Origin of the sequence: Pseudomonas sp. MF6767, assembly GCF_016405475.1 — a bacterium.
GTDB classification, from domain to species: Bacteria; Pseudomonadota; Gammaproteobacteria; order Pseudomonadales; family Pseudomonadaceae; genus Aquipseudomonas; species Aquipseudomonas paracarnis.
In genome coordinates, this window is record NZ_JAEKCY010000005.1 from 56,123 (window position 1) to 79,476 (window position 23,354).

At 60.3% G+C, this 23,354-nt stretch carries 22 protein-coding genes; 19 read left to right on the forward strand and 3 right to left on the reverse strand.

Annotated elements, in window-relative coordinates; translation table 11 throughout:
* Positions 1-10 precede the first annotated feature (10 nt).
* Both araH and JFT58_RS10525 read left to right on the forward strand, forming a co-directional pair.
* Entirely contained in the window at positions 11-976 is a 966-nt protein-coding gene (araH, locus tag JFT58_RS10520) for an L-arabinose ABC transporter permease AraH (protein WP_054897942.1), read from the forward strand.
* A gap of 220 nt (positions 977-1,196) precedes the next feature.
* A complete protein-coding gene (locus tag JFT58_RS10525) occupies positions 1,197-2,000 on the forward strand; it encodes an IclR family transcriptional regulator (protein ID WP_034126746.1) in 804 nt (267 codons plus the stop codon).
* On the opposite strand, the gene JFT58_RS10530 is transcribed toward JFT58_RS10525, so the two are convergent.
* On the reverse strand, positions 2,001-3,053 hold the full coding sequence (locus tag JFT58_RS10530) for an NAD(P)-dependent alcohol dehydrogenase (RefSeq protein WP_054897943.1): 1,053 nt from the start codon (positions 3,051-3,053) through the stop codon (positions 2,001-2,003).
* Between the two features lie 181 nt (positions 3,054-3,234).
* Here JFT58_RS10530 and JFT58_RS10535 point away from each other — a divergent pair, with 181 nt between their 5' ends.
* Positions 3,235-4,128, forward strand: coding sequence for an AraC family transcriptional regulator (locus JFT58_RS10535; RefSeq protein WP_054922615.1), 894 nt, complete (start codon positions 3,235-3,237; stop codon positions 4,126-4,128).
* Positions 4,129-4,473: 345 nt separating this feature from the next.
* On the opposite strand, the gene JFT58_RS10540 is transcribed toward JFT58_RS10535, so the two are convergent.
* Positions 4,474-6,138, reverse strand: a complete 1,665-nt coding sequence (locus JFT58_RS10540) for an electron transfer flavoprotein-ubiquinone oxidoreductase (RefSeq protein ID WP_034126749.1) — start codon at positions 6,136-6,138, stop codon at positions 4,474-4,476.
* A 516-nt stretch (positions 6,139-6,654) separates the two neighbouring features.
* On the opposite strand from JFT58_RS10540, the gene JFT58_RS10545 reads away from it, so the two are divergent.
* The 14 genes from JFT58_RS10545 to JFT58_RS10610 all read left to right on the forward strand — a co-directional run bounded on the left by JFT58_RS10545 (position 6,655) and on the right by JFT58_RS10610 (position 18,247).
* Positions 6,655-7,404, forward strand: a complete 750-nt coding sequence (locus tag JFT58_RS10545; protein WP_014719538.1) for an electron transfer flavoprotein subunit beta/FixA family protein — start codon at positions 6,655-6,657, stop codon at positions 7,402-7,404.
* 2 nt (positions 7,405-7,406) lie between these two features.
* Positions 7,407-8,336: an electron transfer flavoprotein subunit alpha/FixB family protein gene (locus JFT58_RS10550; RefSeq protein ID WP_054897215.1), complete on the forward strand. Its 930-nt coding sequence runs from the start codon at positions 7,407-7,409 to the stop codon at positions 8,334-8,336.
* A 72-nt stretch (positions 8,337-8,408) separates the two neighbouring features.
* Positions 8,409-9,224 carry a substrate-binding periplasmic protein gene (locus JFT58_RS10555; protein WP_054897214.1) on the forward strand — a complete coding sequence of 272 codons (816 nt, stop codon included), beginning with the start codon at positions 8,409-8,411 and terminating at the stop codon, positions 9,222-9,224.
* A gap of 9 nt (positions 9,225-9,233) precedes the next feature.
* On the forward strand, positions 9,234-9,596 hold the full coding sequence (locus JFT58_RS10560; RefSeq protein ID WP_003193475.1) for a DUF4398 domain-containing protein: 363 nt from the start codon (positions 9,234-9,236) through the stop codon (positions 9,594-9,596).
* Positions 9,593-10,405: an OmpA family protein gene (locus JFT58_RS10565; protein WP_034126751.1), complete on the forward strand. Its 813-nt coding sequence runs from the start codon at positions 9,593-9,595 to the stop codon at positions 10,403-10,405. Before JFT58_RS10560 ends, JFT58_RS10565 begins: the two co-directional genes overlap by 4 nt.
* A gap of 269 nt (positions 10,406-10,674) precedes the next feature.
* A complete protein-coding gene (locus tag JFT58_RS10570; protein WP_003193472.1) occupies positions 10,675-12,114 on the forward strand; it encodes an aminotransferase-like domain-containing protein in 1,440 nt (479 codons plus the stop codon).
* A gap of 93 nt (positions 12,115-12,207) precedes the next feature.
* A complete protein-coding gene (locus tag JFT58_RS10575; RefSeq protein ID WP_034126752.1) occupies positions 12,208-12,699 on the forward strand; it encodes a hypothetical protein in 492 nt (163 codons plus the stop codon).
* Positions 12,700-12,861: 162 nt separating this feature from the next.
* The gene (locus JFT58_RS10580) at positions 12,862-13,116 is read left to right on the forward strand and encodes a YkgJ family cysteine cluster protein (protein ID WP_034126753.1); all 255 of its coding nucleotides are present in this window, start codon (positions 12,862-12,864) and stop codon (positions 13,114-13,116) included.
* A gap of 41 nt (positions 13,117-13,157) precedes the next feature.
* The gene (locus JFT58_RS10585) at positions 13,158-13,763 is read left to right on the forward strand and encodes an START domain-containing protein (RefSeq protein WP_054897213.1); all 606 of its coding nucleotides are present in this window, start codon (positions 13,158-13,160) and stop codon (positions 13,761-13,763) included.
* A gap of 103 nt (positions 13,764-13,866) precedes the next feature.
* Positions 13,867-14,103: a hypothetical protein gene (locus JFT58_RS10590; protein WP_054897212.1), complete on the forward strand. Its 237-nt coding sequence runs from the start codon at positions 13,867-13,869 to the stop codon at positions 14,101-14,103.
* A gap of 213 nt (positions 14,104-14,316) precedes the next feature.
* The gene (locus JFT58_RS10595; RefSeq protein ID WP_003193463.1) at positions 14,317-14,658 is read left to right on the forward strand and encodes a ribonuclease E inhibitor RraB; all 342 of its coding nucleotides are present in this window, start codon (positions 14,317-14,319) and stop codon (positions 14,656-14,658) included.
* A 445-nt stretch (positions 14,659-15,103) separates the two neighbouring features.
* On the forward strand, positions 15,104-16,513 hold the full coding sequence (locus JFT58_RS10600; RefSeq protein WP_054897219.1) for a circularly permuted type 2 ATP-grasp protein: 1,410 nt from the start codon (positions 15,104-15,106) through the stop codon (positions 16,511-16,513).
* A 4-nt stretch (positions 16,514-16,517) separates the two neighbouring features.
* Entirely contained in the window at positions 16,518-17,468 is a 951-nt protein-coding gene (locus tag JFT58_RS10605; protein WP_034126756.1) for an alpha-E domain-containing protein, read from the forward strand.
* On the forward strand, positions 17,465-18,247 hold the full coding sequence (locus tag JFT58_RS10610) for a transglutaminase family protein (protein ID WP_054897211.1): 783 nt from the start codon (positions 17,465-17,467) through the stop codon (positions 18,245-18,247). The genes JFT58_RS10605 and JFT58_RS10610 overlap by 4 nt, the downstream gene beginning before the upstream one ends.
* 165 nt (positions 18,248-18,412) lie before the next feature.
* Here the strand turns inward: JFT58_RS10610 and JFT58_RS10615 are convergent, their stop codons facing one another.
* On the reverse strand, positions 18,413-19,213 hold the full coding sequence (locus JFT58_RS10615) for a c-type cytochrome (protein WP_054897218.1): 801 nt from the start codon (positions 19,211-19,213) through the stop codon (positions 18,413-18,415).
* A gap of 647 nt (positions 19,214-19,860) precedes the next feature.
* On the opposite strand from JFT58_RS10615, the gene JFT58_RS10620 reads away from it, so the two are divergent.
* Positions 19,861-21,066: an acetyl-CoA C-acetyltransferase gene (locus JFT58_RS10620; RefSeq protein ID WP_054897210.1), complete on the forward strand. Its 1,206-nt coding sequence runs from the start codon at positions 19,861-19,863 to the stop codon at positions 21,064-21,066.
* Positions 21,067-21,082: 16 nt separating this feature from the next.
* Positions 21,083-23,227 carry a 3-hydroxyacyl-CoA dehydrogenase NAD-binding domain-containing protein gene (locus JFT58_RS10625; RefSeq protein ID WP_054897209.1) on the forward strand — a complete coding sequence of 715 codons (2,145 nt, stop codon included), beginning with the start codon at positions 21,083-21,085 and terminating at the stop codon, positions 23,225-23,227.
* Positions 23,228-23,354 lie beyond the last annotated feature (127 nt).

Consider the following 23,354-nt stretch of genomic DNA (forward strand, 5'->3'; position numbering starts at 1 on the left):
GGGTTTGGCTATGTCTGAGGTAAAAACTGCAAAGGGTTTCTGGCCGGGTTTCAATCAGCGCAAATTTCTCGATGACTGGGTGATGCTGCTGGCGGCACTGGGCATTTTTGTGCTCAGCGCGGTGTTCATCGATAACTTCCTCTCACCGCTGAACATGCGCGGTCTGGGCCTGGCGATTTCGACTGTCGGTATTGCTGCGTGCACCATGTTGTTCTGCCTGGCCTCAGGGCACTTCGACTTGTCGGTAGGCTCGGTGATCGCCTGCGCCGGGGTGGTGGCGGGCATCGTGATGCGTGACACCGACAGCGTGGTACTCGGCGTGTCGGCGGCCTTGGCCATGGGCCTGGTGGTAGGGCTGATCAACGGCATTGTGATCGCCAAGCTGCGCATCAATGCGTTGATTGCCACCCTGGCGAGCATGCAGATCGTACGTGGCCTGGCCTACATCTTCTCCAACGGCAAGGCGGTGGGGGTGATGAACGAAGGGTTCTTCGTGTTCGGCAACGGCCAGCTGCTGGGCGTGCCGGTGCCGATCATCATCACCGTCCTGTGCTTTGTGTTCTTTGGCTGGCTGCTCAATTACACCACCTATGGGCGCAACACCATGGCCATTGGCGGCAACCAGGAAGCGGCGTTGCTCGCCGGGGTCAATGTCGATCGCACCAAGATCATCATCTTTGCCGTGCACGGTTTGATCGGCGCCTTGGCCGGGGTGATCCTCGCGTCACGCATGACCTCGGGCCAGCCGATGATTGGCCAGGGTTTCGAGCTGACGGTGATTTCGGCGTGCGTGCTGGGCGGGGTGTCGTTGAGCGGCGGTATCGGCATGATCCGCCATGTGATTGCCGGGGTGTTGATTCTGGCGATCATCGAGAATGCGATGAACCTGAAGAACATCGATACCTTTTACCAATATGTGATTCGTGGCTCGATCCTGTTGCTGGCGGTGATAATCGACCGCATGAAACAACGTTAATGTTCGCCCTGTGAAGATCAAACTGTGGGAGCTGGCTTGCTGTGGCGAGCAAGCTTGCTTGCGCTGGGGTGCGAAGCGCCCCCAAAAGCCGGCTCCAGCTGCGCTGTCGAACGGGAGCAAGCTCCCTCGCCACAGCAAGCCAGCTCCCAGCTTGGATCTCCTGTGTTCAAGAGGGCGGTATTTGCCATAATGCCCCCGCTTTCATACTTATAGGCCCGATATGCAGGAAAACGCCCACACCCCCGTCAAAGACGCCGCCCCCACCGGCACCCAGACCCTGTTGCGCGGCCTGGGCGTGGTGCAAGCGGTGGCGGCTGGTGCGCGGGATCTCAAGGAGATCGCCCGGCGCATCGGCACCACCCGCAGCACAACGCACCGCCTGGCCAGTTGCCTGGTGGACGAGCGTTACCTGCGCGTGGTGCCCCAGGTCGGTTATCTGCTGGGGCCCAAGCTGATCGAGTTGGGGTTCCAGGCCCGTGAAGAGTTGCCCTTGGTGAACCTGGCGGTGCCCTACCTGGATGAGTTGTCGGCGCTGACCGGCGATACCATTCACCTGGCGATTCGTGAGTACGACGAGGTGCTTTACCTGCACAAGAACCCCGGCCGCAATGGGCCGGAAATGCGCTCGCGGGTCGGCCATCGCATGCCGCTGGCGCGCACCGGTATCGGCAAGGCGTTGATGCTGGATGATTCGCCGCAGGAGTGGCAGCGCTTGTATGAGGCGAGCTTGCCGGCGGTGGGCAAGAGCCTGCAATGGCCGCAGCACCCGGAGCAATCCTGGGCGCAGTTCGAACAGCGCATGCATGAGTATGTCGAGGGTGGCTACGCGTTTGACCTCGAAGACAACGAGCCTTCGATCCGCTGCGTGGCCGCACCGGTGCGCGATGCCAGCGGGCGCATTGTCGCCGGCATCAGCATTGCCAGTACGGTGCCCTACATGCCGCTGGAGAAAATGGCCGAACTGATCCCTGTGATCAAACAGGTCGCAGCCCGGCTGTCAGCGGAGTTGGGCGCCAAGGCCTGATCAGGCTTTCAGGCTCGCCATGTCGATGACAAAGCGGTACTTCACATCACCGGCAATCATGCGCGCATAAGCTTCGTTGATCTGGCGAATGTCGAGCATCTCGATGTCGCAGGTAATGCCATGCTCGGCGCAGAAATCCAGGACTTCCTGGGTTTCGGCAATGCCGCCGATCAGCGAGCCGGCCAAGACTTTACGACCCAGCACCAGCTTGGCAGCGTTGACGGGTGGGTCCACCGGCTCGATCAGGCCGACCAGGATATGCACGCCGTCAAAGCGCAGCACATCGAGGTAGGGGTTCAGGTCGTGCTGCACCGGGATGGTGTCCAGCAGGAAATCGAAGTGCCCCGCAGCGGCTTTCATCTGCTCGGCATCCGTGGACACGATCACATGGTCGGCGCCCTGGCGACGGCCTTCCTCGGCCTTGCTGGCCGAGCGCGTGAACAACGTGACTTCGGCGCCCATGGCTTTGGCGAACTTGATGCCCATGTGGCCCAGGCCACCCATGCCGAGGATCCCGACTTTATCGCCGGCTTTCACGCCGTAGTGCTTGAGGGGCGAGTAGGTGGTGATGCCTGCGCACAGGATCGGCGCAGCGCTGGCCAGGTCGAGCTTGGCCGGGATCTTCACCACAAAGTGTTCACTGACCACGATGCTGTCGGAGTAGCCACCCATGGTGTTGCTGCCATCCACGCGGTCCGGCGTGGCATAGGTCATGGTCGGGCCTTCGAGGCAGTATTGCTCGAGGTCTGATTGGCAGGCTTCGCAGTGACGGCACGAGTCGACCATGCAGCCTACGCCCACCAGGTCACCGACTTTATGCGCAGTGACGTTGGCGCCGACGGCGGTGACCTTGCCGACAATCTCGTGGCCCGGCATCAGCGGGTACACGGCAATGCCCCATTCGTTGCGCGCCTGGTGGATATCGGAGTGGCACACGCCGCAGTAGAGGATCTCGATGGCCACGTCATCGACGCGCGGGCTGCGGCGTTCAAATGACATCGGGGCGAGGGGCGTGGTGGCCGACTGGGCGGCGTAACCGATGGCGGTGTACATAGTAAACCTCACAAAAGCTTGGACTGCAGAGGCGGCAAATTCTGCGCGCCGGCCTGGGGGCGCGAACATGGCAATTGCTCCGAGTCTCATGCCTATTCGTCCGGCAGTGCCTGAGGTTTGGATATATTGGCCGCCAGACCTGCGATGATGCTGTCATCCCTCATTCGCGAAGTTTTTTGCCATGCTGTTGACCCGCCATTTGGACGCCAATGCCACGCTGGTTGCCTTGATCGAAGGGCTCACGCCCCGCGACGGTTTTTCCCCGACTCACCTGCCCGGCGTGCAGGTGCTGCGCGCCAGTTGCGATGTGGCGCGTGGGCCGCAGATCTATGAGCCAAGCCTGATGTTCGTGGCCCAGGGCAGCAAGGTCGCCTACCTCGGCCCGCGCACGTTGGAGTATGGCGCCGGGCATTACCTGATCCAGGCGATGCCGGTGCCGTTCGAATGCGAGACCTTTGCCATGGCCCCCGAGGCGCCGTTGTATGGCGTGACGGTAGGCATCGACCGCGTGGTGTTGGGCGAGTTGGTGATTGCCATGGGCATGCAAGCCGGGCCGCCGCCGACCGCGCAGACCTTGGAGTCGATGAGTTCGGTGGTGCTGGACGATACGATGCGCGGCTGCGTCGAGCGGTTGTTGCAGTGCCTGCACGATCCGCTGGAAAGCCGGATCATGGGGCCTGCGCGGGTGCGCGAATTGTTGTTCACCGCCTTGCGTGGGCCTCAGGCCGATGTGCTGCGTGCGCTGGTGGAACAACAGGGGCAGTTTTCGCGCATCGCCACCTCATTGAATCACCTGCATGCCCATTACGCCGAGCCGCTGAATATCGAGACGTTGGCCGGGTATGCGCACATGAGTGCGTCGACCTTTCATGAGCATTTCAAACGCTGCACCTTGTTATCGCCGGTGCAGTACCTCAAGCGCCTGCGGCTATTGAAGGCCCAGCAGTTGCTGCTGGTGGAAGGCATGAGCGTGGCGCAGGCGGCGCACAAGGTGGGGTACCAGAGCACGTCGCAGTTCAGTCGGGAGTACAAGCGCTATTTCCTGCGCAACCCGGGGGAAGAGCGGGCCGCCTGACACCACGAGGTTATTGTGGGAGCTGGCTTGCCTGCGATAACGGTGGGTCAGCTATACATTTGGCACCTGAAGACCGCCATCGCAGGCAAGCCAGCTCCCACATATTGATCGATGTCGCCCACAAAAAAGGCTCCCATTTCGGGTAATGCCAGTCAGTTAAGAGCTAGAGCAGACAACCAGTGACTTGTGGCGAGGGAGCTTGCTCCCGCTGGACTGCGTAGCAGTCCCATTTTTGGGGCCGCTTCGCGCCCCAGCGGGAGCAAGCTCCCTCGCCACAGTTACCGATTCTGTCTTAACTGACTGGCATTACCCATTTCGGGAGCCTTTTCTGGTTAAGCGAACGACTTACATATTCGGGTAAGTCGGCCCGCCCGCGCCTTCCGGCGTCACCCAGGTGATGTTCTGCGAGGGGTCCTTGATGTCACAGGTCTTGCAGTGCACGCAGTTCTGGGCGTTGATCTGGAAGCGTTTCTCGCCGTCTTCCTTGGTCACCACTTCATACACGCCTGCCGGGCAGTAGCGCTGCGCCGGTTCATCGTAGAGCGGCAGGTTGGTGCCGATCGGGATGCTTGGGTCTTTGAGCTTCAAGTGGCACGGCTGCTCTTCTTCATGGTTGGTGCCGGAGATGAACACCGAGCTCAGTTTGTCGAAGCTCAGCTTGCCGTCGGGTTTGGGGTAGTCGATCTTCTGGCTGTCTTTGGCCAGCTTCAGGCAGGCGTAGTCCGGCTTGGTGTCGTGCAGGGTGAAAGGGATCTTGCCGCCGAAAATGTTCTGGTCGAGCCAGTTGAAACCGCCGCCGATGATTGCGCCGAACTTGTGCACGGCCGGGCCGAAATTACGGCTGGCGAACAGTTCTTCATACAGCCAGCTGGCTTTGAAGCTGTCGACATATGTGGTCAGCTCATCACCGCCCTCGGATTCGGCAAACAGGCGGTCAGCCACGGCGTCGGCGGCGAGCATGCCGGACTTCATCGCGGTGTGACTGCCTTTGATCTTGGCGAAGTTCAGGGTGCCCAGATCGCAACCGATCAGCGCGCCGCCCTTGAAGACCATCTTCGGCAGCGAATTCAGGCCACCTTTGCAGATCGCGCGGGCGCCGTAGCTGACCCGCTTGCCGCCTTCCAGGTACTGGGCCAGCACCGGGTGGTGCTTGAGGCGCTGGAATTCATCGAACGGCGACAGGAAGGTATTGCTGTAGGACAGGTCGACGATCAGGCCGACCACGACTTGATTGTTTTCCAGGTGATAAAGGAACGAGCCACCGGTGTTCTCTTTACCCATGATGTCCAGCGGCCAACCGGCGGTGTGCACCACCAGGCCCGGCTGGTGCTTGGCTGGGTCGATTTCCCAGATTTCCTTCAGGCCAATGCCGTAGTGCTGGGCGTCGGCGTCGCTGTCCAGGTTGAAGCGCTGGATCAGTTGCTTGCCGATGTGGCCACGGCAACCTTCGGCGAACAGCGTGTACTTGCCACGCAGCTCCATGCCCGGGGTGTACAGGCCGTCTTTTGGCTTGCCTTCACGGTCGACGCCGAGGTCGCCGGTGATGATGCCGCGTACCACGCCGTTCTCGTCGAACAGCGCTTCCTGGGCGGCGAAGCCTGGGTAGATTTCCACGCCGAGGTTCTCGGCCTGCTGGGCCAGCCAGCGGCACAGGTTGCCCAGGGAAATGATGTAGTTGCCTTCGTTGTGCATGGTCTTGGGCACAAAGAAGTCGGGCACCTTGGTGGAGGCTTCCGGGCTGCGCAGTACATAGATGTCATCGCGCACCACGGGCGTGTTGAGCGGGGCGCCGAGTGCTTTCCAGTCCGGGAACAGCTCGTTCAGGGCACGTGGTTCAAACACGGCACCGGAGAGGATATGGGCGCCGACTTCGGAGCCTTTCTCGACCACGCAGACGCTGATTTCCTTACCGGCTTCGGCGGCCTTCTGCTTCAGTCGGCAGGCGGCAGACAGGCCAGCCGGGCCAGCGCCGACGATGACCACGTCGAATTCCATGTATTCGCGTTCCACAGGCTATCTCCTACTCAAGGCTCAACAGGCTTTTTTTTCTAATGGGTGGAGGTTCGGTGTGGTTCTGCGCGAAGGCAGCACCCACCTGTCTCTCTAGGTGGCGCATTATATATAGACCACTGACAGCGTCCAATACAAACGTTTGTTTGAATTGCCTGCAGCCTAGATAAATCAAAGCAACGGGGCTTATGACTGACCATTTTGCCGTATTGACCAGAATAGGCGTTCCGGTCAAGATACGGTCGGTTTTGCGCTTCCCGTAGGCAGACTGCAGGTTTCAAGAGCACGTCCAAAGACAGGCTGAAGGCAATAAAGGTGATGCGCACCCAAACGTTGGAGCGCAGTTTACACGCCGCGATAAAGAATGACCTCTCAGTCACCACTGACGAACGGTCGTCATTTCCCGTGTGCAAGGCCACTGCCGAGGTCTTTGGAGGTGCCCTTGTGTGCCGATGAGCATCAACCGCCAGGTTCGCCTAGGCGACTTTCTTTTCACCGGAGAGTAACGAGGAATCCATGAAGGTTCTTGTAGCTGTCAAACGCGTTGTCGATTACAACGTGAAAGTTCGCGTCAAGGCGGACAATTCCGGCGTCGACCTTGCTAACGTCAAGATGTCGATGAACCCTTTCTGCGAAATCGCTGTGGAAGAAGCCGTACGCCTGAAAGAGAAAGGCGTGGCGACGGAAATCGTCGTGGTGTCCATCGGGCCGACCACTGCCCAAGAGCAGTTGCGTACCGCTTTGGCCCTGGGCGCCGACCGCGCCATTCTGGTGGAGTCCGCTGAAGAGCTGACCTCACTGGCCGTTGCCAAGCTGCTCAAGGCCGTTGTCGACAAGGAGCAGCCACAACTGGTGATCCTGGGCAAACAAGCCATCGACAGCGACAACAACCAGACTGGCCAGATGTTGGCTGCACTGACCGGTTACGGCCAGGGCACCTTCGCTTCGAAAGTCGAAGTGAGCGGCGACAGCGTTGCGGTCACCCGTGAAATCGACGGCGGCGCGCAGACGGTTTCCCTGAAACTGCCGGCCATCGTCACCACCGACCTGCGTTTGAACGAGCCGCGTTATGCGTCCCTGCCAAACATCATGAAAGCCAAGAAGAAGCCTCTGGAAACGCTGACTCCGGACGCTTTGGGCGTTTCCACCGCCTCTACCAACAAGACCGTCAAAGTCGAAGCGCCGGCTGCACGCAGCGCGGGCATCAAGGTCAAGTCGGTGGCTGAACTGGTCGAGAAACTGAAAAACGAAGCGAAGGTAATCTAATCATGACTATCTTGGTAATCGCTGAACACGACAACAAGGTACTGGCCCCGGCCACCCTGAACACCGTGGCCGCTGCCGCTAAAATCGGTGGGGACATCCACGTGCTGGTTGCTGGTCAGGGCGCTGGCGCCGTGGCTGAAGCGGCTGCAAAAATCGCAGGCGTGAGCAAAATCCTGAACGCTGACAATGCCGCTTATGCGCATCAGCTGCCGGAAAACGTTGCACCGCTGGTCGCCGAGCTTGGCGCTGGCTACAGCCACATCCTGGCCGCCGCTACCTCCAACGGCAAAAACATCCTGCCACGCGTTGCCGCCCAGCTGGACGTTGACCAGATCTCCGAGATCATCTCGGTAGAAAGCGCCGATACCTTCAAGCGCCCGATCTACGCCGGTAACGCCATCGCCACCGTGCAGTCCAATGCTTCGGTCAAGGTCATCACCGTGCGTGCCACCGGTTTCGACCCGGTTGCCGCCGAAGGTGGCTCGGCTGCCGTTGAAGCTGTCTCCGCTGCCCACGACGCTGGCACTTCCAGCTTCGTCGGCGAAGAGCTGGCCAAGTCGGACCGTCCTGAACTGACCGCTGCCAAGATCGTCGTTTCGGGCGGGCGTGGCATGCAGAACGGTGACAACTTCAAACACCTGTACGCCCTGGCCGACAAGCTGGGCGCTGCGGTCGGCGCTTCCCGCGCAGCCGTTGACGCAGGTTTCGTACCCAACGACATGCAGGTCGGCCAGACCGGCAAGATCGTTGCGCCACAGCTGTACATCGCCGTCGGTATCTCCGGCGCGATCCAGCACTTGGCCGGTATGAAAGACTCCAAAGTGATCGTTGCGATCAACAAGGACGAAGAAGCTCCGATCTTCCAGGTTGCCGATTATGGCCTGGTGGCGGACTTGTTCGAAGCCGTACCTGAATTGGAGAAGCTGGTCTAATCCAGCCGCTTCACTTATAAAGAGCCCGGTCTTATGACCGGGTTTTTTTTTACTGATCGGGAGAGTCTTGCCATGGAACTGCGCCCCTGGGCCTTACTGCTGGCCCTTACGCTGCTGCCGAGCCTGACGCTCGCCGCCGGCAAGTGCGAGCGCCTGGTGATCACCGGCAGCCCGGACGCACCGCCTTTACTCTGGCGCGACCCTCAGGACCCTACGCACCTGATCGGCGCGACCGCTGACGTGCTGCAACAAGTGGGCAAGGAGCTCGGGCTGAAAATCGACCTGCTCTACGGCGGCAAACGCTCCCTGGCCCTTGATGAAGCACGCAGCGGGCGCATGGACATTCTCGCCGACGCACCGCTGAACCTGGGTGAACTGGACCACTTCGACTACATCCATCCGGCGCTGATGCAGACCGACTACCTGGTATGGACGCGCAAGGATTCGGCCGTGGTCTATTCCACCGCCGCCGATTTGCACGGCCACAAAGGTGCAGTCTCGGAGCGTGCGCGCTTGAGCGCGGAGTTCGAAACCTTCGCCAGCCAGCAACTCAACCTGCAACGCCTGCCCAATTTGACGCCGGCTTTCCAGAAACTGTTGCTCGGTGAGGTGGACTACGTGCTGGCTGGGCGCTATTCCGGCATGGCCATGGCCCAGACCCTGGGCATGAGTAATGACCTGGTGGCCCATGAAGTGCCTGTCGATCAGCCTGGCCTGTACCTGGCGATTTCCCACAACTCGGCCTGCAATGATCCTTGGCTTCGCGGACAGCTGACGAAAAAGATGACAGAATTGCCCGCCTCCGGTGCCGCTCAAGCCGCGCTGCAGCGCAATCTGGAGCGTTGGAAAGCGCAACTGCAACAACCTGTCGGCACCCCAACAAAGTAGGGATTTACAGTGATTTTTCGAGCTCTTTTCGCGGCCCTTGCCGTTGTCGCGCTGGCGGGATGCGCAACCGATCCTGCGCCGATCGAACAAATGCGCCTGACCCAGCAAGCCTTGGAACAAGCCACCGCGGTCGGGGCCAACACCGATGAATCCCCCGAACTGAAGCTGGCCGAAGAAAAATTCGCCCGGGCCAAGGGCAACATGGCCGACCAATCCTACAAGCGAGCGCGGATGCGCGCCGAGCAGGCTGAGCTGGACGCACGCCTGGCCGAAGCCAAAGTGCTGACCGGCAAGAGCCAGGAACAATTGAACGTGCTCAATACCCGTATCACTCGCCTGCGTAAGCAGCTGCAGTTGGGAGAAGCACAATGAGCCCGATGATCCGTGGCCTGAGCTGTGTACTGCTGCTGGGCAGCGTGGCCTTGGGCGGCTGTGCGAGCCAACCCACGAGTGAGCAGGCGTTGCAGCAGGCCGGCGATGACTTTCAAAAGGTCAAGGAAGACGCCAACGTGCTGCGCTTCGCGCCCAAGGACGTGATCCGCGCCGGAGAGTCCTTGGCCCGCGCCGATCGCCTGTCCAGCTACTGGGGCAGCGGCTCCGATGTGGTGCATTACGCCTACCTGAGCCAGCGCTACAGCGCCATCGCCCGAGAGCACACCCAGCAGGGCCTGAATGCCGAGCGCGGCACCCAACTGGAGTTGGAACGTCAGCGCCTGCAACTGGCCTTGCGCGAGAACAAGCTGGCCAGCGTGCAACAGCAGGGCAAGTGGGTTGAAGCGCAAATCGCCAGCCTCACTACCCAGACCGACCGTGGCCTGGTGATGACCCTGGGCGACGTACTGTTTGACACCGGCGAAGCGGAGCTGCAGAACTCGGCCAACCGCACGGTGCTCAAGATCGTGCAATTCCTGCAACTGAACCCCAAGCGTCGGGTGCGCATCGAGGGCTACACCGACAACACCGGTGGCGAGCAGGAAAACCTGAAACTGTCCCGCGACCGGGCTCAATCGGTGGCCGACCTGTTGATGGACCTGGGCATCGATGACAAGCGCATCGAAGTCGAGGGCTACGGCGACCAATACCCGGTGGAAGCCAATGCCTCCGAGCGTGGTCGTGCACAAAACCGTCGGGTGGAAATTGTTTTCTCTGACGAGAAGGGCCAATTGGGCGCTGCGCGCTAACAGCTGACGCAGCTCCAAATTGTGGGAGCGGGCTTGCTCGCGAATGCGGTGGCTCAGTACAGGATGTGCTGACTGACACACCGCCTTCGCAAGCAAGCCCGCTCCCACATTTCGTTTCGGCGATGCCCACCCCAGCTCCCCCGGCAGTTTTTACTGTCACTCCTGCCCACGCTCGACTATTGTGGCAACTGTCCCCGTACACTTCTAAACTGTGCCGGTATGTATGTTTCACACAAAAATAAAATGCCCGTGAAATCGAGTGCTGCGTCATGACCAATCTGTTGCTTTACCAACGTATTGCCCAGCAACTGGCTGAGGACATCCGCCGCGGTGTTTACCAACCGGGGGAGCGCGTGCCGTCGGTGCGCAAGATGAGTTCCCAGCTCAATGTGAGCCATGCCACGGTGCTGCAGGCCTACGCCAACCTGGAAGACCAGGGGCTGATCCGGGCGCGGCCGCAGTCGGGCTACTACGTGCACCAGACGCCAGCACTCACGGCGCCTACGCCTGATATCGCACGGGTCGAGCGCCCAGGGTTGGTCACCCGTAGCAGTATCATCCAGCAGGTGCTGGTCGAGTCGCGCCGTGAAGGGGTTTTTCCCCTGGGGGCGGCGGTGCCGAGTGTCGACTACCTGCCGGTGCGGGCATTGCATCAGCAATTGGCCAAGGTCACGCGTTTCCAGAGCCCACGGGCGTTCAGCTACATGTTCAGCCCTGGCTTTGAACCCCTGCGGCGCCAGGTGGCGATCCGCATGCGCGATGCCGGGGTGGTAGTGGACCCTTCCGAAGTGGTGATTACCCACGGCTGTGTCGATGCCTTGCAAATGTCGTTGCGCGTGCTGACGCGCCCTGGCGACCTGATCGCGGCTGAATCACCGACCTATTACGGCTTGCTGCAATTGGCTGATTTGCTGGGCCTCAAGGTGATCGAGATCCCCAGTGACCCTGCCACGGGCATGAGCCTGGAAGCCCTGCAACTGGCCGCCAACCAATGGTCGATCAAGGCGCTGGTGCTGACCACGCGCTTGAGTAACCCGCTGGGCGGCACCATGCCAGAGGAGCGGCAGAAACAGTTGCTGCGCCTGGCGTCGGACTTTGATATCCAGATCGTCGAAGATGATATTTACGGCGAGTTGATGTTCGAACTCGGCCGCACCAAAGCTCTCAAGGCCTACGACCGCCTCGACCGGGTGATCTATTGCTCAAGCTTTTCCAAGACCTTGTCGCCGGGCGTACGCATTGGCTGGATGATTGCCGGTAAATACCAGCAGGAAATCCAGCGCCTGCAGATGTTCAGCACGCATTCGGCATGCAGCGTCACCCAGATGGGCGTCGCGGCCTATCTGGAAAACGGTGGCTACGACCGTCATTTGCGCTACATCCGCCAGGAATACCGCAAGAACCTCAGCGCCTTCCAATTGGCGGTGCAGCAGTATTTCCCCGAGGGCACCCAGATGACCCGCCCGACCGGCGGCTTTATCCTGTGGGTCAGTTTGCCGGGGCGGGTCAATACTCAGGAACTGCATGTGCGTGCCCTGCAACAAGGCATCAGCATTGCGCCAGGGCTGATTTTCAGTAATACCGAACAGTTCAACCACTGTATTCGCCTCAATTGCGGCACGCCGTGGAACCGCGAGGCGGAGAGGGCGTTGATGACCCTGGGAATGCTTGCCAGCCAGCTGTGCCAAGAGGCCGCAGCGGGTTTTTGAGGCGAGCAAAGGGGACAAGACTGATCTGTGCCCTTGTCATGCCGCGCACAACAAGCGAGCATATGGCCTTCTGCCGTTAATGCTGTTGGCGATATGACTTCTATTTTTCGCGTTACGTTGATGCTTGGTCTGCTGAGCCTGTGCAATGCCGGTAGCGTGCTGGCTGCAGCACCGGTGGCTGAAGGCAAGCCTGTTGTCGGTGCCGAGCAAAAGACCTCAGCCAAGCAGCCAACGCCTGCGAAAAAATCCCCTGCCGCGCAAAAAAAAGCCGCTTCGACCAAAAAGCGTGCACCCGTGGCGAGCAAGTCCAAGTCGGCCCATGAGGTCGCCCAGACCAAACTGCCACCGGCACAGTTGGACCTGTCCCTGCCTTCGGACATGGTCAGGCACTTGCAACCCATTGGCACCATGCCCAAGCCCAAGAGCGTGCCTCTGTTGCCGCCGATGTTTGGTGAAAAGCCCACCGACAACAGTGCGTTCCAGATCAACGGCCGCTTGCTCAGCAATGAGATGAAGCTGCAACTGCGTAACGAAGAGCGCCGTGATGTAGAAGGCGCTGCGCTGGATTTCGAATTCAAGCAATAAACTTTCGGTCCACAGGTGACCCAGGTTGCCGACCATCTGTCGCAGACTGGTCGGTCATTTTTGTTTTGTGCGAAAAACTCCTGTTGGCCCATTTTAAAACGGCTGTTTAAGGGCGTACTCTAGCCCGGCCATCCCTATTGAGTCGTCGAGGACCTGCTGGTCATGAAATGCCGTGAAGGCTGTGGCGCCTGCTGCATTGCCCCCTCCATTAGTTCGCCACTACCCGGAATGCCCCAGGGCAAACCCGCTGGCGTCCGTTGCGTGCACCTGTCGGTGGAACAATTGTGCCAGTTGTTCGGTCAACCGCAGCGGCCCGCCGTGTGCAGTGATTTCAAGGCCGATATTGAGGTGTGCGGCAACGACCAGGCCGATGCCATCCGGCTGATCGGCTGGTGGGAGCAGATGACGGCGGCTTGATGGGCTTTACTATCGGAACTTCAACAATAAGGAATACAACGATGGGTTCGCTGAAACGAGTGGCTGTGCTGTGCGGTTTTACGCTGTTGTTTGCGGCCACTGCCCAGGCTGAGGATTGGCAAGTCGCCAAGGACGAAGACGGTATCAAGGTGTCCCTGAGCGAGATTGCCGGTTCCAAGTACAAGGCCTATCGCGGCGTGACCGTGATCAAGGCGCCTTTGGCCAAGGTCCAGGCGCTGCAGGAAGATGTGGTCGGTGCTTGCGCATGGATCCATGAATGCAAATCCCAGAAACTCGTCGACAAGAAAGGCGACGAGGCCTGGACCTACACCCAGTTCAAGGCCCCGTTCCCCGTGACGGACCGCGACTCGTACATCCACGTCACCACCACCAAAGCCGCTGACGGCACCGTCACGCGCAAACTGGAAGGCGTGCCGACCTACAAGCCTGAAGCAAAAGGCTACGTGCGGGTCGCCCAGGTGGAGGGTTTCTGGAAGCTGGTGCCAAAGGGCGATAACCAGACCGAAGTCACCTACCAGGTACACACCGAACCAGGTGGCAGCGTACCTTCGTGGCTGGCCAACAAGTTCGTGGTGGACGCGCCGTTCAACACCTTGAAAGCCTTGAAAGATCACGCTGAAAAATAAGTGCAGTTGATCCGGTGCCTCCGGGCTTGAGCGGAACGTTTTGCGCGCCGCCAAGGTCCAGATACTTGTAAGCCCACCTATGGGTTTTATCGAGGAGGCACCGATGCAAACGTGGCAAATTACCTTCGTTGATGATCACGGTGAAACGTCCGTGCAGCAGTTCACCTGCGAACAAAAGCCCAGCCTCGAAGACGCTGCGCATATGATTCGTGCGAAGCTGGTGCCGATTGCTGCCAAGCTCGATCTCAATGACCTGGAAGGCCGTAAACCCGAGCCGACGGTCAAGATTCTCAAAGACCAGAACAGTATCCAGATTCTCGATATTTCTCCCTCCGTCTAAACATTTTTCACGCGCCACACGAGCACCTCTGGTGGCGGTGATAGCTTCACGCTACTCTGCAATCGAGATCAGCGAATGAATCGCTAAGGTCTGGTCTTGTCAGCTACATGCTTGTTTTCCTGCGGTGATGTTATGCCGTGGTGCCCGCGCCAGCAGGGCGCGGGGCTTCAGGAAGCACGGAAAGTCTATCCATCGGTGTGAGGAGGACGTTTCATGAGCACAGCCTATCAAGAAGACATCAGCACCAACGTACTGCGCCGCATGAAAGAAGGCGGCTTTGATTTCTCGCGCTTTCACCCCATCGAGTTCTACGCCATTTTCCCGGATGAGGAACGGGCGCGCAGGGCTGCGGGTCGATTTCGTGGGGAGTCCCTCAACGCCCAGGTCAGCGCGCGCGACGATGGCGCCTGGTACCTCGAACTGAGCAAAATCATGTTCGCAACCTACGACGGCATAGGAGACTTCGAGCAAGACTTTGAAGCGGTGGTCGAGCCCCTGGGAGGGATCATCGAAGGATGGGGCGTCAAGCAGGAGGTGCGTGGGTTACCCATGTAGTTGGTATTTATGAGCAGCACAGCGTATCGGCTGACCTTTGGGTCGGCCGATTTTGTTTGGGCTACCGTCGCAACGGAAACTGCCGTTTCAGGCGCAAAAAAAAGCCACCCGGATGGGGTGGCGGAAAGGGAAGACCGAGGAGTCATCAGTACACGAGTCAATACGTTACTGAATGTGCAAAGGGTTTGGCTGTAGGACACGTCCTGTTCAACCGATGTGGGCGATTATCCGCATGTGCAGGCGGGCAGTGAAATCAACTCTGACTATGCTGTTGATAGCCAAACACCGCATTGCAACGGAGCGTACGGCGTGGCCCAGGCAATTGCGCGCACCAGGACGGTGCGGCAAATCCCCTCGGATTATGCAACTGTTTGATTATAAAGTGTTTATGCCGCTGGCACGGGCCTTGCGAAGGTTCTTGAGTCCGGGTGACAAGGAGTACGGCATGATCCGCACTTATTACGATGAAATGTACGATGGGGCAGGGCAGGTTCGCCCCCATTATCGCGAGTTCGCCCGCTGGTTGGCCGACACCCCTGCCGAACTGCTGGCCCAGCGCCGGCGTGAAGCCGATTTGCTGTTCCACCGCGCCGGCATCACCTTCACCCTCTACGGGGACGAACAAGGCACCGAGCGCCTGATCCCCTTCGATACCATCCCCCGCAGCATTCCGGCGAGTGAATGGCGGGTTGTCGAACGCGGTTGCATCCAGCGGGTCAAGGCGCTGAACCTGTTCCTCACCGACCTGTACCACGACCAACGCATCATCAAGGCCGGCATCATCCCCGCCGAGCAGGTATTGGCCAACGAGCAATACCAACTGGCAATGCGGGGCCTGGACTTGCACCGCGATATCTATTCGCACATCTCCGGGGTGGACCTCGTACGCGATGGCGACGGCACGTACTACGTGCTCGAAGACAACCTGCGCACGCCCAGCGGTGTCAGCTACATGCTCGAAGACCGCAAGATGATGATGCGTCTGTTCCCCGAGTTGTTCGCGGCCCAACGCATCGCGCCCATCGACCATTACCCCAACCTGCTGCTCGACACCCTCAAAAGCGCCAGCCCCCTGGATAACCCCAGTGTGGTGGTACTGACGCCCGGGCGTTTCAATAGCGCGTTCTTCGAACATGCCTTCCTGGCTCGGGAAATGGGTGTGGAGTTGGTGGAAGGCGCGGATTTGTTCGTGCGCGATGACCGTGTGTTCATGCGCACCACCGATGGGCCCAAGGCTGTCGATGTGATCTACCGTCGCCTCGATGATGCATTTCTAGATCCCTTGGCATTCAACCCCGACTCGATGCTCGGTGTACCCGGCCTGCTCGCCGCCTACCGGTGCGGCAATGTGGTGCTTGCCAACGCCATTGGCACCGGAGTCGCGGACGACAAATCGGTTTACCCGTTCGTCACCGAGATGATCCGCTTCTACCTCGATGAAGAGCCGATCCTGCAGAACGTTCCGACTTTTCAATGCCGTAAGCCTGACGAGTTGTCCCACGTACTGGCCAACCTGCCCGACCTGGTGGTCAAGGAAACCCAGGGCTCCGGTGGTTACGGCATGCTGGTTGGCCCGGCGTCTACAACCGCAGAAATCGAAGCGTTCCGGGCGCGTATCAAGGCCAAGCCACACGCCTATATCGCGCAGCCGACCCTGTGCTTGTCCACCTGCCCGACATTTGTCGAAAACGGCATCGCCCCGCGCCATATCGACCTGCGCCCCTTCGTGTTGTCCGGCAAGGACACCCGCGTGGTGCCGGGTGGCCTGACCCGTGTGGCGCTGCGCGAAGGCTCGCTGGTGGTCAACTCGTCCCAGGGCGGCGGAACCAAAGACACCTGGGTGGTCGAGGACTGATGCCATGTTGAGTAGAACTGCCTCGGATTTGTACTGGATGTCACGTTACCTGGAGCGTGCCGAAAACCTCGCACGCATGCTCGATGTCAGCTATTCGCTGTCGCTGATGCCCCAGGACGGGCGCGGCGATGGCCTGCACGAATTGGCCATGCCGCTGTTGATCACCGGCACTCTGGACGATTACCACGAGCGCCATGGCCCATTGCACGCTGAACGCTTGCTGCACTTTTTTGCCTTGGACGCGGCCAACCCGGCGAGCATCTACAGCTGTCTGGGTGCGGCGCGGGCCAGCGCCCATGCGGTACGTGGGCGGATCACCGCCGACATGTGGGAAAACATCAACGCCACCTGGCTGGACATTCGCGATATCGCCCAGCAGGGGCTCAGCCATTACGGCATGAGCCGGTTTTGTGAGTGGGTCAAGGAGCGTTCCCATCTGTTTCGGGGCGCCACGTACGGCACCATCATGCGCAACGATGCCTTCCGCTTTATCCGCCTGGGCACTTTTATTGAGCGTGCCGATAACACCCTGCGCCTGCTGGATGCCCGCTACGAAATGGCCGGCGAACAGGCGGCGGCGGTCAGCGATGGTACGGCTCACGCGTATTACCAATGGAGTGCGTTGCTGCGCGCTCTGTCGTCGTTCGAGGCGTACACCGAGATTTATCGCGATGCGCCTGGCGCTCGGCAAGTGGCCGAACTGCTGCTCTTACGCGCGGATGTGCCGCGTTCGCTGCGTGCTTGCAGCGAAGAGATCGACCAGATCCTCGCGAGCCTGCCAGGCCTCAATGGTCGCCCGGCCCAGCGCCTGGCCGCCGAGATGGATGCGCGCCTGCGCTTTACGGCCATCGACGAAATCCTCGAGGAAGGCCTGCATGCCTGGCTGACCGACTTTATCCCCTTGGTCCGCCAGTTGGGCGACGCCATCTACAGTTCCTACCTGGAGGCGGCATGAGACTCTCCATCAGCCACGACACTACCTACCACTACGAAGACCAGGTGCGCGCCAGCATCCAGTACCTGCGCCTGACCCCTCATGACAGCGAGCGCCAGCACGTGCTGAGCTGGCAACTCGACCTTCCACGCCCCGTGCGGGCGCAGGTGGACCCGTTCGGCAACATCCTGCATGTGCTTACGCTGGACGAGCCCCATGACGCCATCATCATTGGCGCCCGGGGCGTGGTGGAGATCGATGAATTGCGCGAGGCCGAACACGAAAGTCAGTCTGCCTTTCCGTTCCTGCGCTCCACGCGCCTCACCGAGCCCGACGACGCCCTGCGCGGGTTTGCCGGGCAACACTGCCATCAGCGTCGCGACCGCACGGCGCTTATCGACTTGATGCACGCGCTCAACCACACCATGGTCTACGCCCCCGGTGCGACCGACGTCGATACCTGCGCCGCCCAGGCCTTTGCAGGTGCAGCAGGGGTGTGCCAGGACCACACCCATGCGTTCCTGGCCTGCGCACGCAGCCTGGGGATCCCTGCGCGGTATGTGTCCGGGTATCTGTATACCGAAGACAGCACGCACCTGGCCAGCCATGCCTGGGCCGAAGCCTGGCTGGATGACGCCTGGTACAGCTTTGACGTGACCAACCAACTGGCGCGGCCGGAGCGGCACTTGAAGCTGGCCGTCGGCCTGGACTACCTCGACGCCTGCCCGGTCCGGGGCATGCGCCGTGGCGGTGGGCATGAGCAGATGCACGCCAAGGTATTCGTGGCGCCGCAGCAATGACCGATAACGGTAGGGGCGAGCTTTGATCGTTCCCACGCTCTGCGTGGGAATGCAGCCGAGGACGCTCCGCGTCCCAAAGCGTGACGCAGAGCATCACAAGAGGCGTTCCCACGCGGAGCGTGGGAACGATCGATGCTCTCAGGGTTTTCGCGAGCAAGCTCGCTCCTACAACTTGCGGCCCGCCATATGCCGCAAATACCCCACCAGCAAGTCCAACTCATTGTCTGGCAATACACTGGCTGTAAACGCCGGCATCTTCGCCTGTGGCCAATGCCTCAGGCTTTGCGGGTCGCGGATGTAACGCCTGAGAAAATCGCCGCTGAAATACTCGGTGGGGTTGTAGGGCACATTCAGGTCCGGCCCCATCTGGGCATCACCGCCGCCATTGAGGCGATGGCACGCCAGGCAGTTCTTCTGGAACAACGCAAAGCCCTGGTTGATCGGGTCGTTCGCCGCCAGCTTAGGGTCGGGCAATAACGCCGGGAAACGCTCGCCAACCGTCTGCAACTGTTTGAACCTGGAGACCTGGAACGGCCACTGTTCCGGGCTGATACGTCCGGCTTGAGGGTTGGTCCAGACCAGATAGAACGGTCCGGCGCTGGGCTTGCCCTGTGCCAGTGGTGGCCATGGATGGGCCGGGTCTTCCACGGCCAGCCAGGCGCGGGCGCCGTTTTTTTCCAGCAACGGCGCGGCGGCAAGTTCGGCGGCAAAACCATCAAGGGCAACGGCTTGCAGGTGGTTCGCAGATTTAAGGCCCGGCAAGAGCACCGCGAGGGGCACCGCACGATAGGTCATGTTGCGCTTGTAGGACACATCATCAACGATCTGCACCGTCTGAGCGTCGGGATGCTTGAGCAGCTCGGCGGTCTCCCAGGTTTTGTGGGTGTGGTCCAACTCGATGGTCAACTGTGCCGCCGCCGCAGGCAGGCTCAGCAGCAGGGCAAAAAGGGCGAGGATCGGTTTCAAGGCACAGGCCCGTTGCGAGAGAGTGAGGGCGCACACGATAACGGAAAACGGCAGGTAAAAAGACAGCCCCTGCAACAGGAGCGCTAAGCGCAATGTCCTGGCAGGTGCTGCCAAAAGCTGCAGGCCTGGTGCGATGTGTGCACGGAAGCTGGAAGTGTCACCCAATAACCTTGGTTAAATTGGGCAAGATCAGAATCAAGGTGGTGGCGAACAGGATAAGTCCCGCCTGACGTACTTTCGATTGTTTGAACATGGCTGACTGCCTTTTCTTTTGTTGTTATTCCTGAGCGTCAAATGCGTGCCGTTGAAGTCAGTATCGCGAGGTGACGTTGCACTTTTCTTACAGCTGCTCCAGCAAAACCCGGCAGCAGCGTCTTACAGATTCAACCTTAGAGCGCCCGTTCTTTCTGGCTTAGACTCATTTCATATCAGCTAAGAAGTATTTGCGCTAAAAACGGCATGAGGCTTATTGCCATCTTGGCGCCAGCCCTAGGGCTAGACGGCTAAAACGATTAATCAGGCATTTCCCGTAGGTACCTACCGTTCGTCCGAGCGAGGGGGTCAAAAGCAATGAGCGCATCCGTCATTGAAACCGTGTCAATCGGGCCTAAGGTAGGGGCACACACCCATAGCGGTTCGAGGATGTCATGACCCAAGCTTTGATCTTTGATGCGATACGCACGCCCCGGGGTAAAGGCAAGGCCGACGGTGCCCTGCACAGCGTCAAGCCTGTAAACCTGGTGGCCGGCTTGCTCACGGCGCTGGCGCAGCGCAGCGACCTCGACACCCGCCAAGTGGATGACATCGTCCTTGGCTGCGTCACCCCCGTGGGCGACCAGGGCGCCGATATCGCCAAGACCGCCGCGCTGGTGGCCGACTGGGATGTCAGTGTTGCCGGTGTACAGGTCAATCGCTTCTGCGCGTCGGGCCTGGAGGCGGTGAACCTGGGGGCGATGAAGGTGCGTTCCGGCTTCGAAGACCTGGTGGTTGTTGGCGGCGTCGAGTCCATGTCCCGCGTGCCCATGGGCAGCGATGGCGGCGCCTGGGTGCTCGACCCGCAAACCAATATGCACAGCCACTTCACGCCCCAAGGCATTGGCGCCGACCTGATCGCCACCCTGGAAGGCTTCACACGCCAGGATGTCGACACCTTTGCCCTACAGTCCCAGCAGAAAGCCGCCAGGGCGCGGGCAGACCGTTCCTTCAATAAGTCGCTGATCGCGGTGCACGACCAGAACGGCATTGTGCTGCTGGACCATGACGAATTTATCCGCGGCGACTCAACCCTCGAGGGCTTGGGCAAGCTCAAGCCGAGCTTCGAAATGATGGGCCAGATGGGCTTCGACGCCACCGCGTTGCGGGTCTATAGCCACGTGGAGCGCATCCACCATGTGCACACGCCGGGCAACAGTTCCGGCATTGTGGATGGCGCCGCGCTGATGCTGATCGGTTCCGAGGCCAAAGGCCGTGAACTGGGCCTGCAACCGCGGGCGCGTATTGTCGCCACGGCGGTGACCAGCACCGACCCGACCATCATGCTCACCGGCCCCGCGCCGGCCACTCGCAAAGCACTGGCCAAAGCCGGCCTGCGGGTTGAAGACATCGACCTGTTCGAAGTCAACGAAGCCTTTGCTTCGGTCGTGCTCAAGTTCATCAAGGACATGGGCATCGACACCGCACGGGTCAATGTCAACGGCGGCTCCATCGCCATGGGCCATCCCTTGGGCGCCACCGGCTGCGCGATTCTCGGCACCTTGCTCGACGAGCTCGAGGTGCGCCAGCAACGCTACGGCCTGGCCACCTTGTGTGTCGGCGGTGGCATGGGGATCGCCACCATTATCGAACGCCTCTGAGCCTAAGGAATTTGTCATGACCGATGCCATTCGTTACGAAAAAGGCCAGGACCAGATCGTGGTACTGACCCTGGACATGCCCGGCCAGAGCGCCAACACCATGAACGCCGCCTACCGTGAAGCCATGGCGGCCACCCTCGCGCGCCTGGAAGCGGAAAAGGACGAGATCGCCGGGGTGGTGATCACCTCGGCCAAGAAAACCTTTTTTGCCGGGGGTGACCTCAATGAGCTGATCAAGGTCGATAAAGCCCACGCCAAGTCGTTCTACGACAGTGTCTTGGTATTGAAAGCGCAATTGCGCCGCCTGGAAACCCTCGGCAAACCGGTGGTCGCCGCGATCAATGGCGCGGCCCTGGGAGGTGGTTGGGAGATTTGCCTGGCCTGCCATCACCGGGTCGCGCTGGACGACAAGTCCGTGCAACTGGGTTTGCCGGAAGTCACCCTTGGCCTGTTGCCCGGGGGCGGTGGCGTGGTGCGCATGGTGCGCATGCTTGGCCTGGAAAAAGCCTTGCCGTATTTGCTCGAAGGCAAAAAGGTGCGGCCCGCACAGGCCCTGCAAGCGGGTTTGATTGATGAGTTGGCGGCGGATCGCGAGGCATTGCTGGCCCAGGCCCGTGCCTGGATTCTGGCTAATCCGCAGGCCAGGCAACCCTGGGACACCAAGGGCTACGCGATTCCCGGCGGCACGCCATCCCACCCTAAAGTCGCACAGATGCTCGCCATTGCGCCGTCGATTTTGCGTAGCAAGACCCAGGGCTGCTTCCCCGCGCCGGAGAAAATCCTGTGTGCAGCGGTCGAGGGCGCCCAAGTGGACTTCGACACCGCGCACCTGATCGAAACCCGTTACTTCACCGAACTGGTGACCGGGCAAGTGGCGAAGAACATGATCGGCACCTTCTGGTTCCAGCTCAACCAAATCAACGCCGGCAGCTCGCGACCGCAGGGTTTTGCGCCTTATGTAACGCGCAAAGTCGGCGTGCTCGGCGCCGGGATGATGGGCGCGGGCATCGCCTATGTCAGTGCCTGTGCGGGGATCGAGGTGGTGCTCAAAGACATCACCCTGGCCGCCGCTGAAAAAGGCAAAGCCCATTCGGCCGCATTGCTGGACAAGAAAGTCAGCCGTGGGCAATTGACCGCCGAACAGCGCGAAACCACCCTGGCGCGCATTCATCCTACTCAGGATGACGCCGACCTGGCCGGCTGCGACCTGATCATCGAGGCCGTATTCGAAGACCGCGCACTCAAGGCCAAGGTCTCGGCCGCAGCGCAAAGCGTGGTGGGGGCCGACGCGGTGATCGCCTCCAACACCTCCACCTTGCCCATCAGCGGCCTGGCCACGGCGGTGCCTGATCAAGCCAGGTTCATCGGCCTGCACTTCTTCAGCCCCGTGGACAAGATGCCCTTGGTGGAAATCATCAAGGGGGCGCGCACCAGCGACGAAACCCTGGCCCGAGGTTTTGACTTCGTACTCCAAATCAAGAAAACCCCGATTGTGGTCAACGACAGTCGCGGTTTCTTTACCTCGCGGGTATTCGGCACCTTTACCAACGAAGGCATCGCCATGCTCGGCGAAGGCGTGGCGGCGCCGATGATCGAGACCGAAGCGCGCAAGGCCGGCATGCCAGTGGGGCCGCTGGCGGTGTCCGATGAAGTGTCCCTCAGCCTGATGAGCCATATCCGACAGCAAACGGCCAAGGACCTGCAGGCCGAAGGCAAGGCTATGCCGAACCATCCGGCGACGGCGGTGATTGATCTGTTGGTGAACGAATACAAGCGCACGGGCAAGGCGGCCGGCGGTGGTTTTTACGACTATCCCGCTGGCGGCCAGAAGCACCTGTGGCCTGAGCTGAAAAACCGGTTCGAACAGCCCGGCAAGCAAATCTCCCCCCAGGATGTGCGTGACCGCTTGCTGTTTATCCAAGCCATCGAAACCGTGCGCTGTGTGGAGGAGGGCGTGTTGATGTCCACGGCGGATGCCAACGTCGGTTCAATCTTCGGCATCGGTTTTGCCGCTTGGAGTGGCGGCGCGTTGCAGTTTATCAACCAGTACGGGCTGAACGACTTCATCGCCCGCGCCCGCTACCTCGCCGAGGAGTACGGGGAGCGCTTCTCGCCGCCGACGTTGTTGTTGGAAAAAGCCGCAAAAGGTGCGCTGTTTTAGACGTTTCACTGTAGGAGCGAGCTTGCTCGCGAAAAACGCACAGGCATCGCTTTTATCCAGGATACCTGCGTTATCGTTGACGTTCTTCGCGAGCAAGCTCGCTCCTACAGTGAGTGTGGGTGCCCAT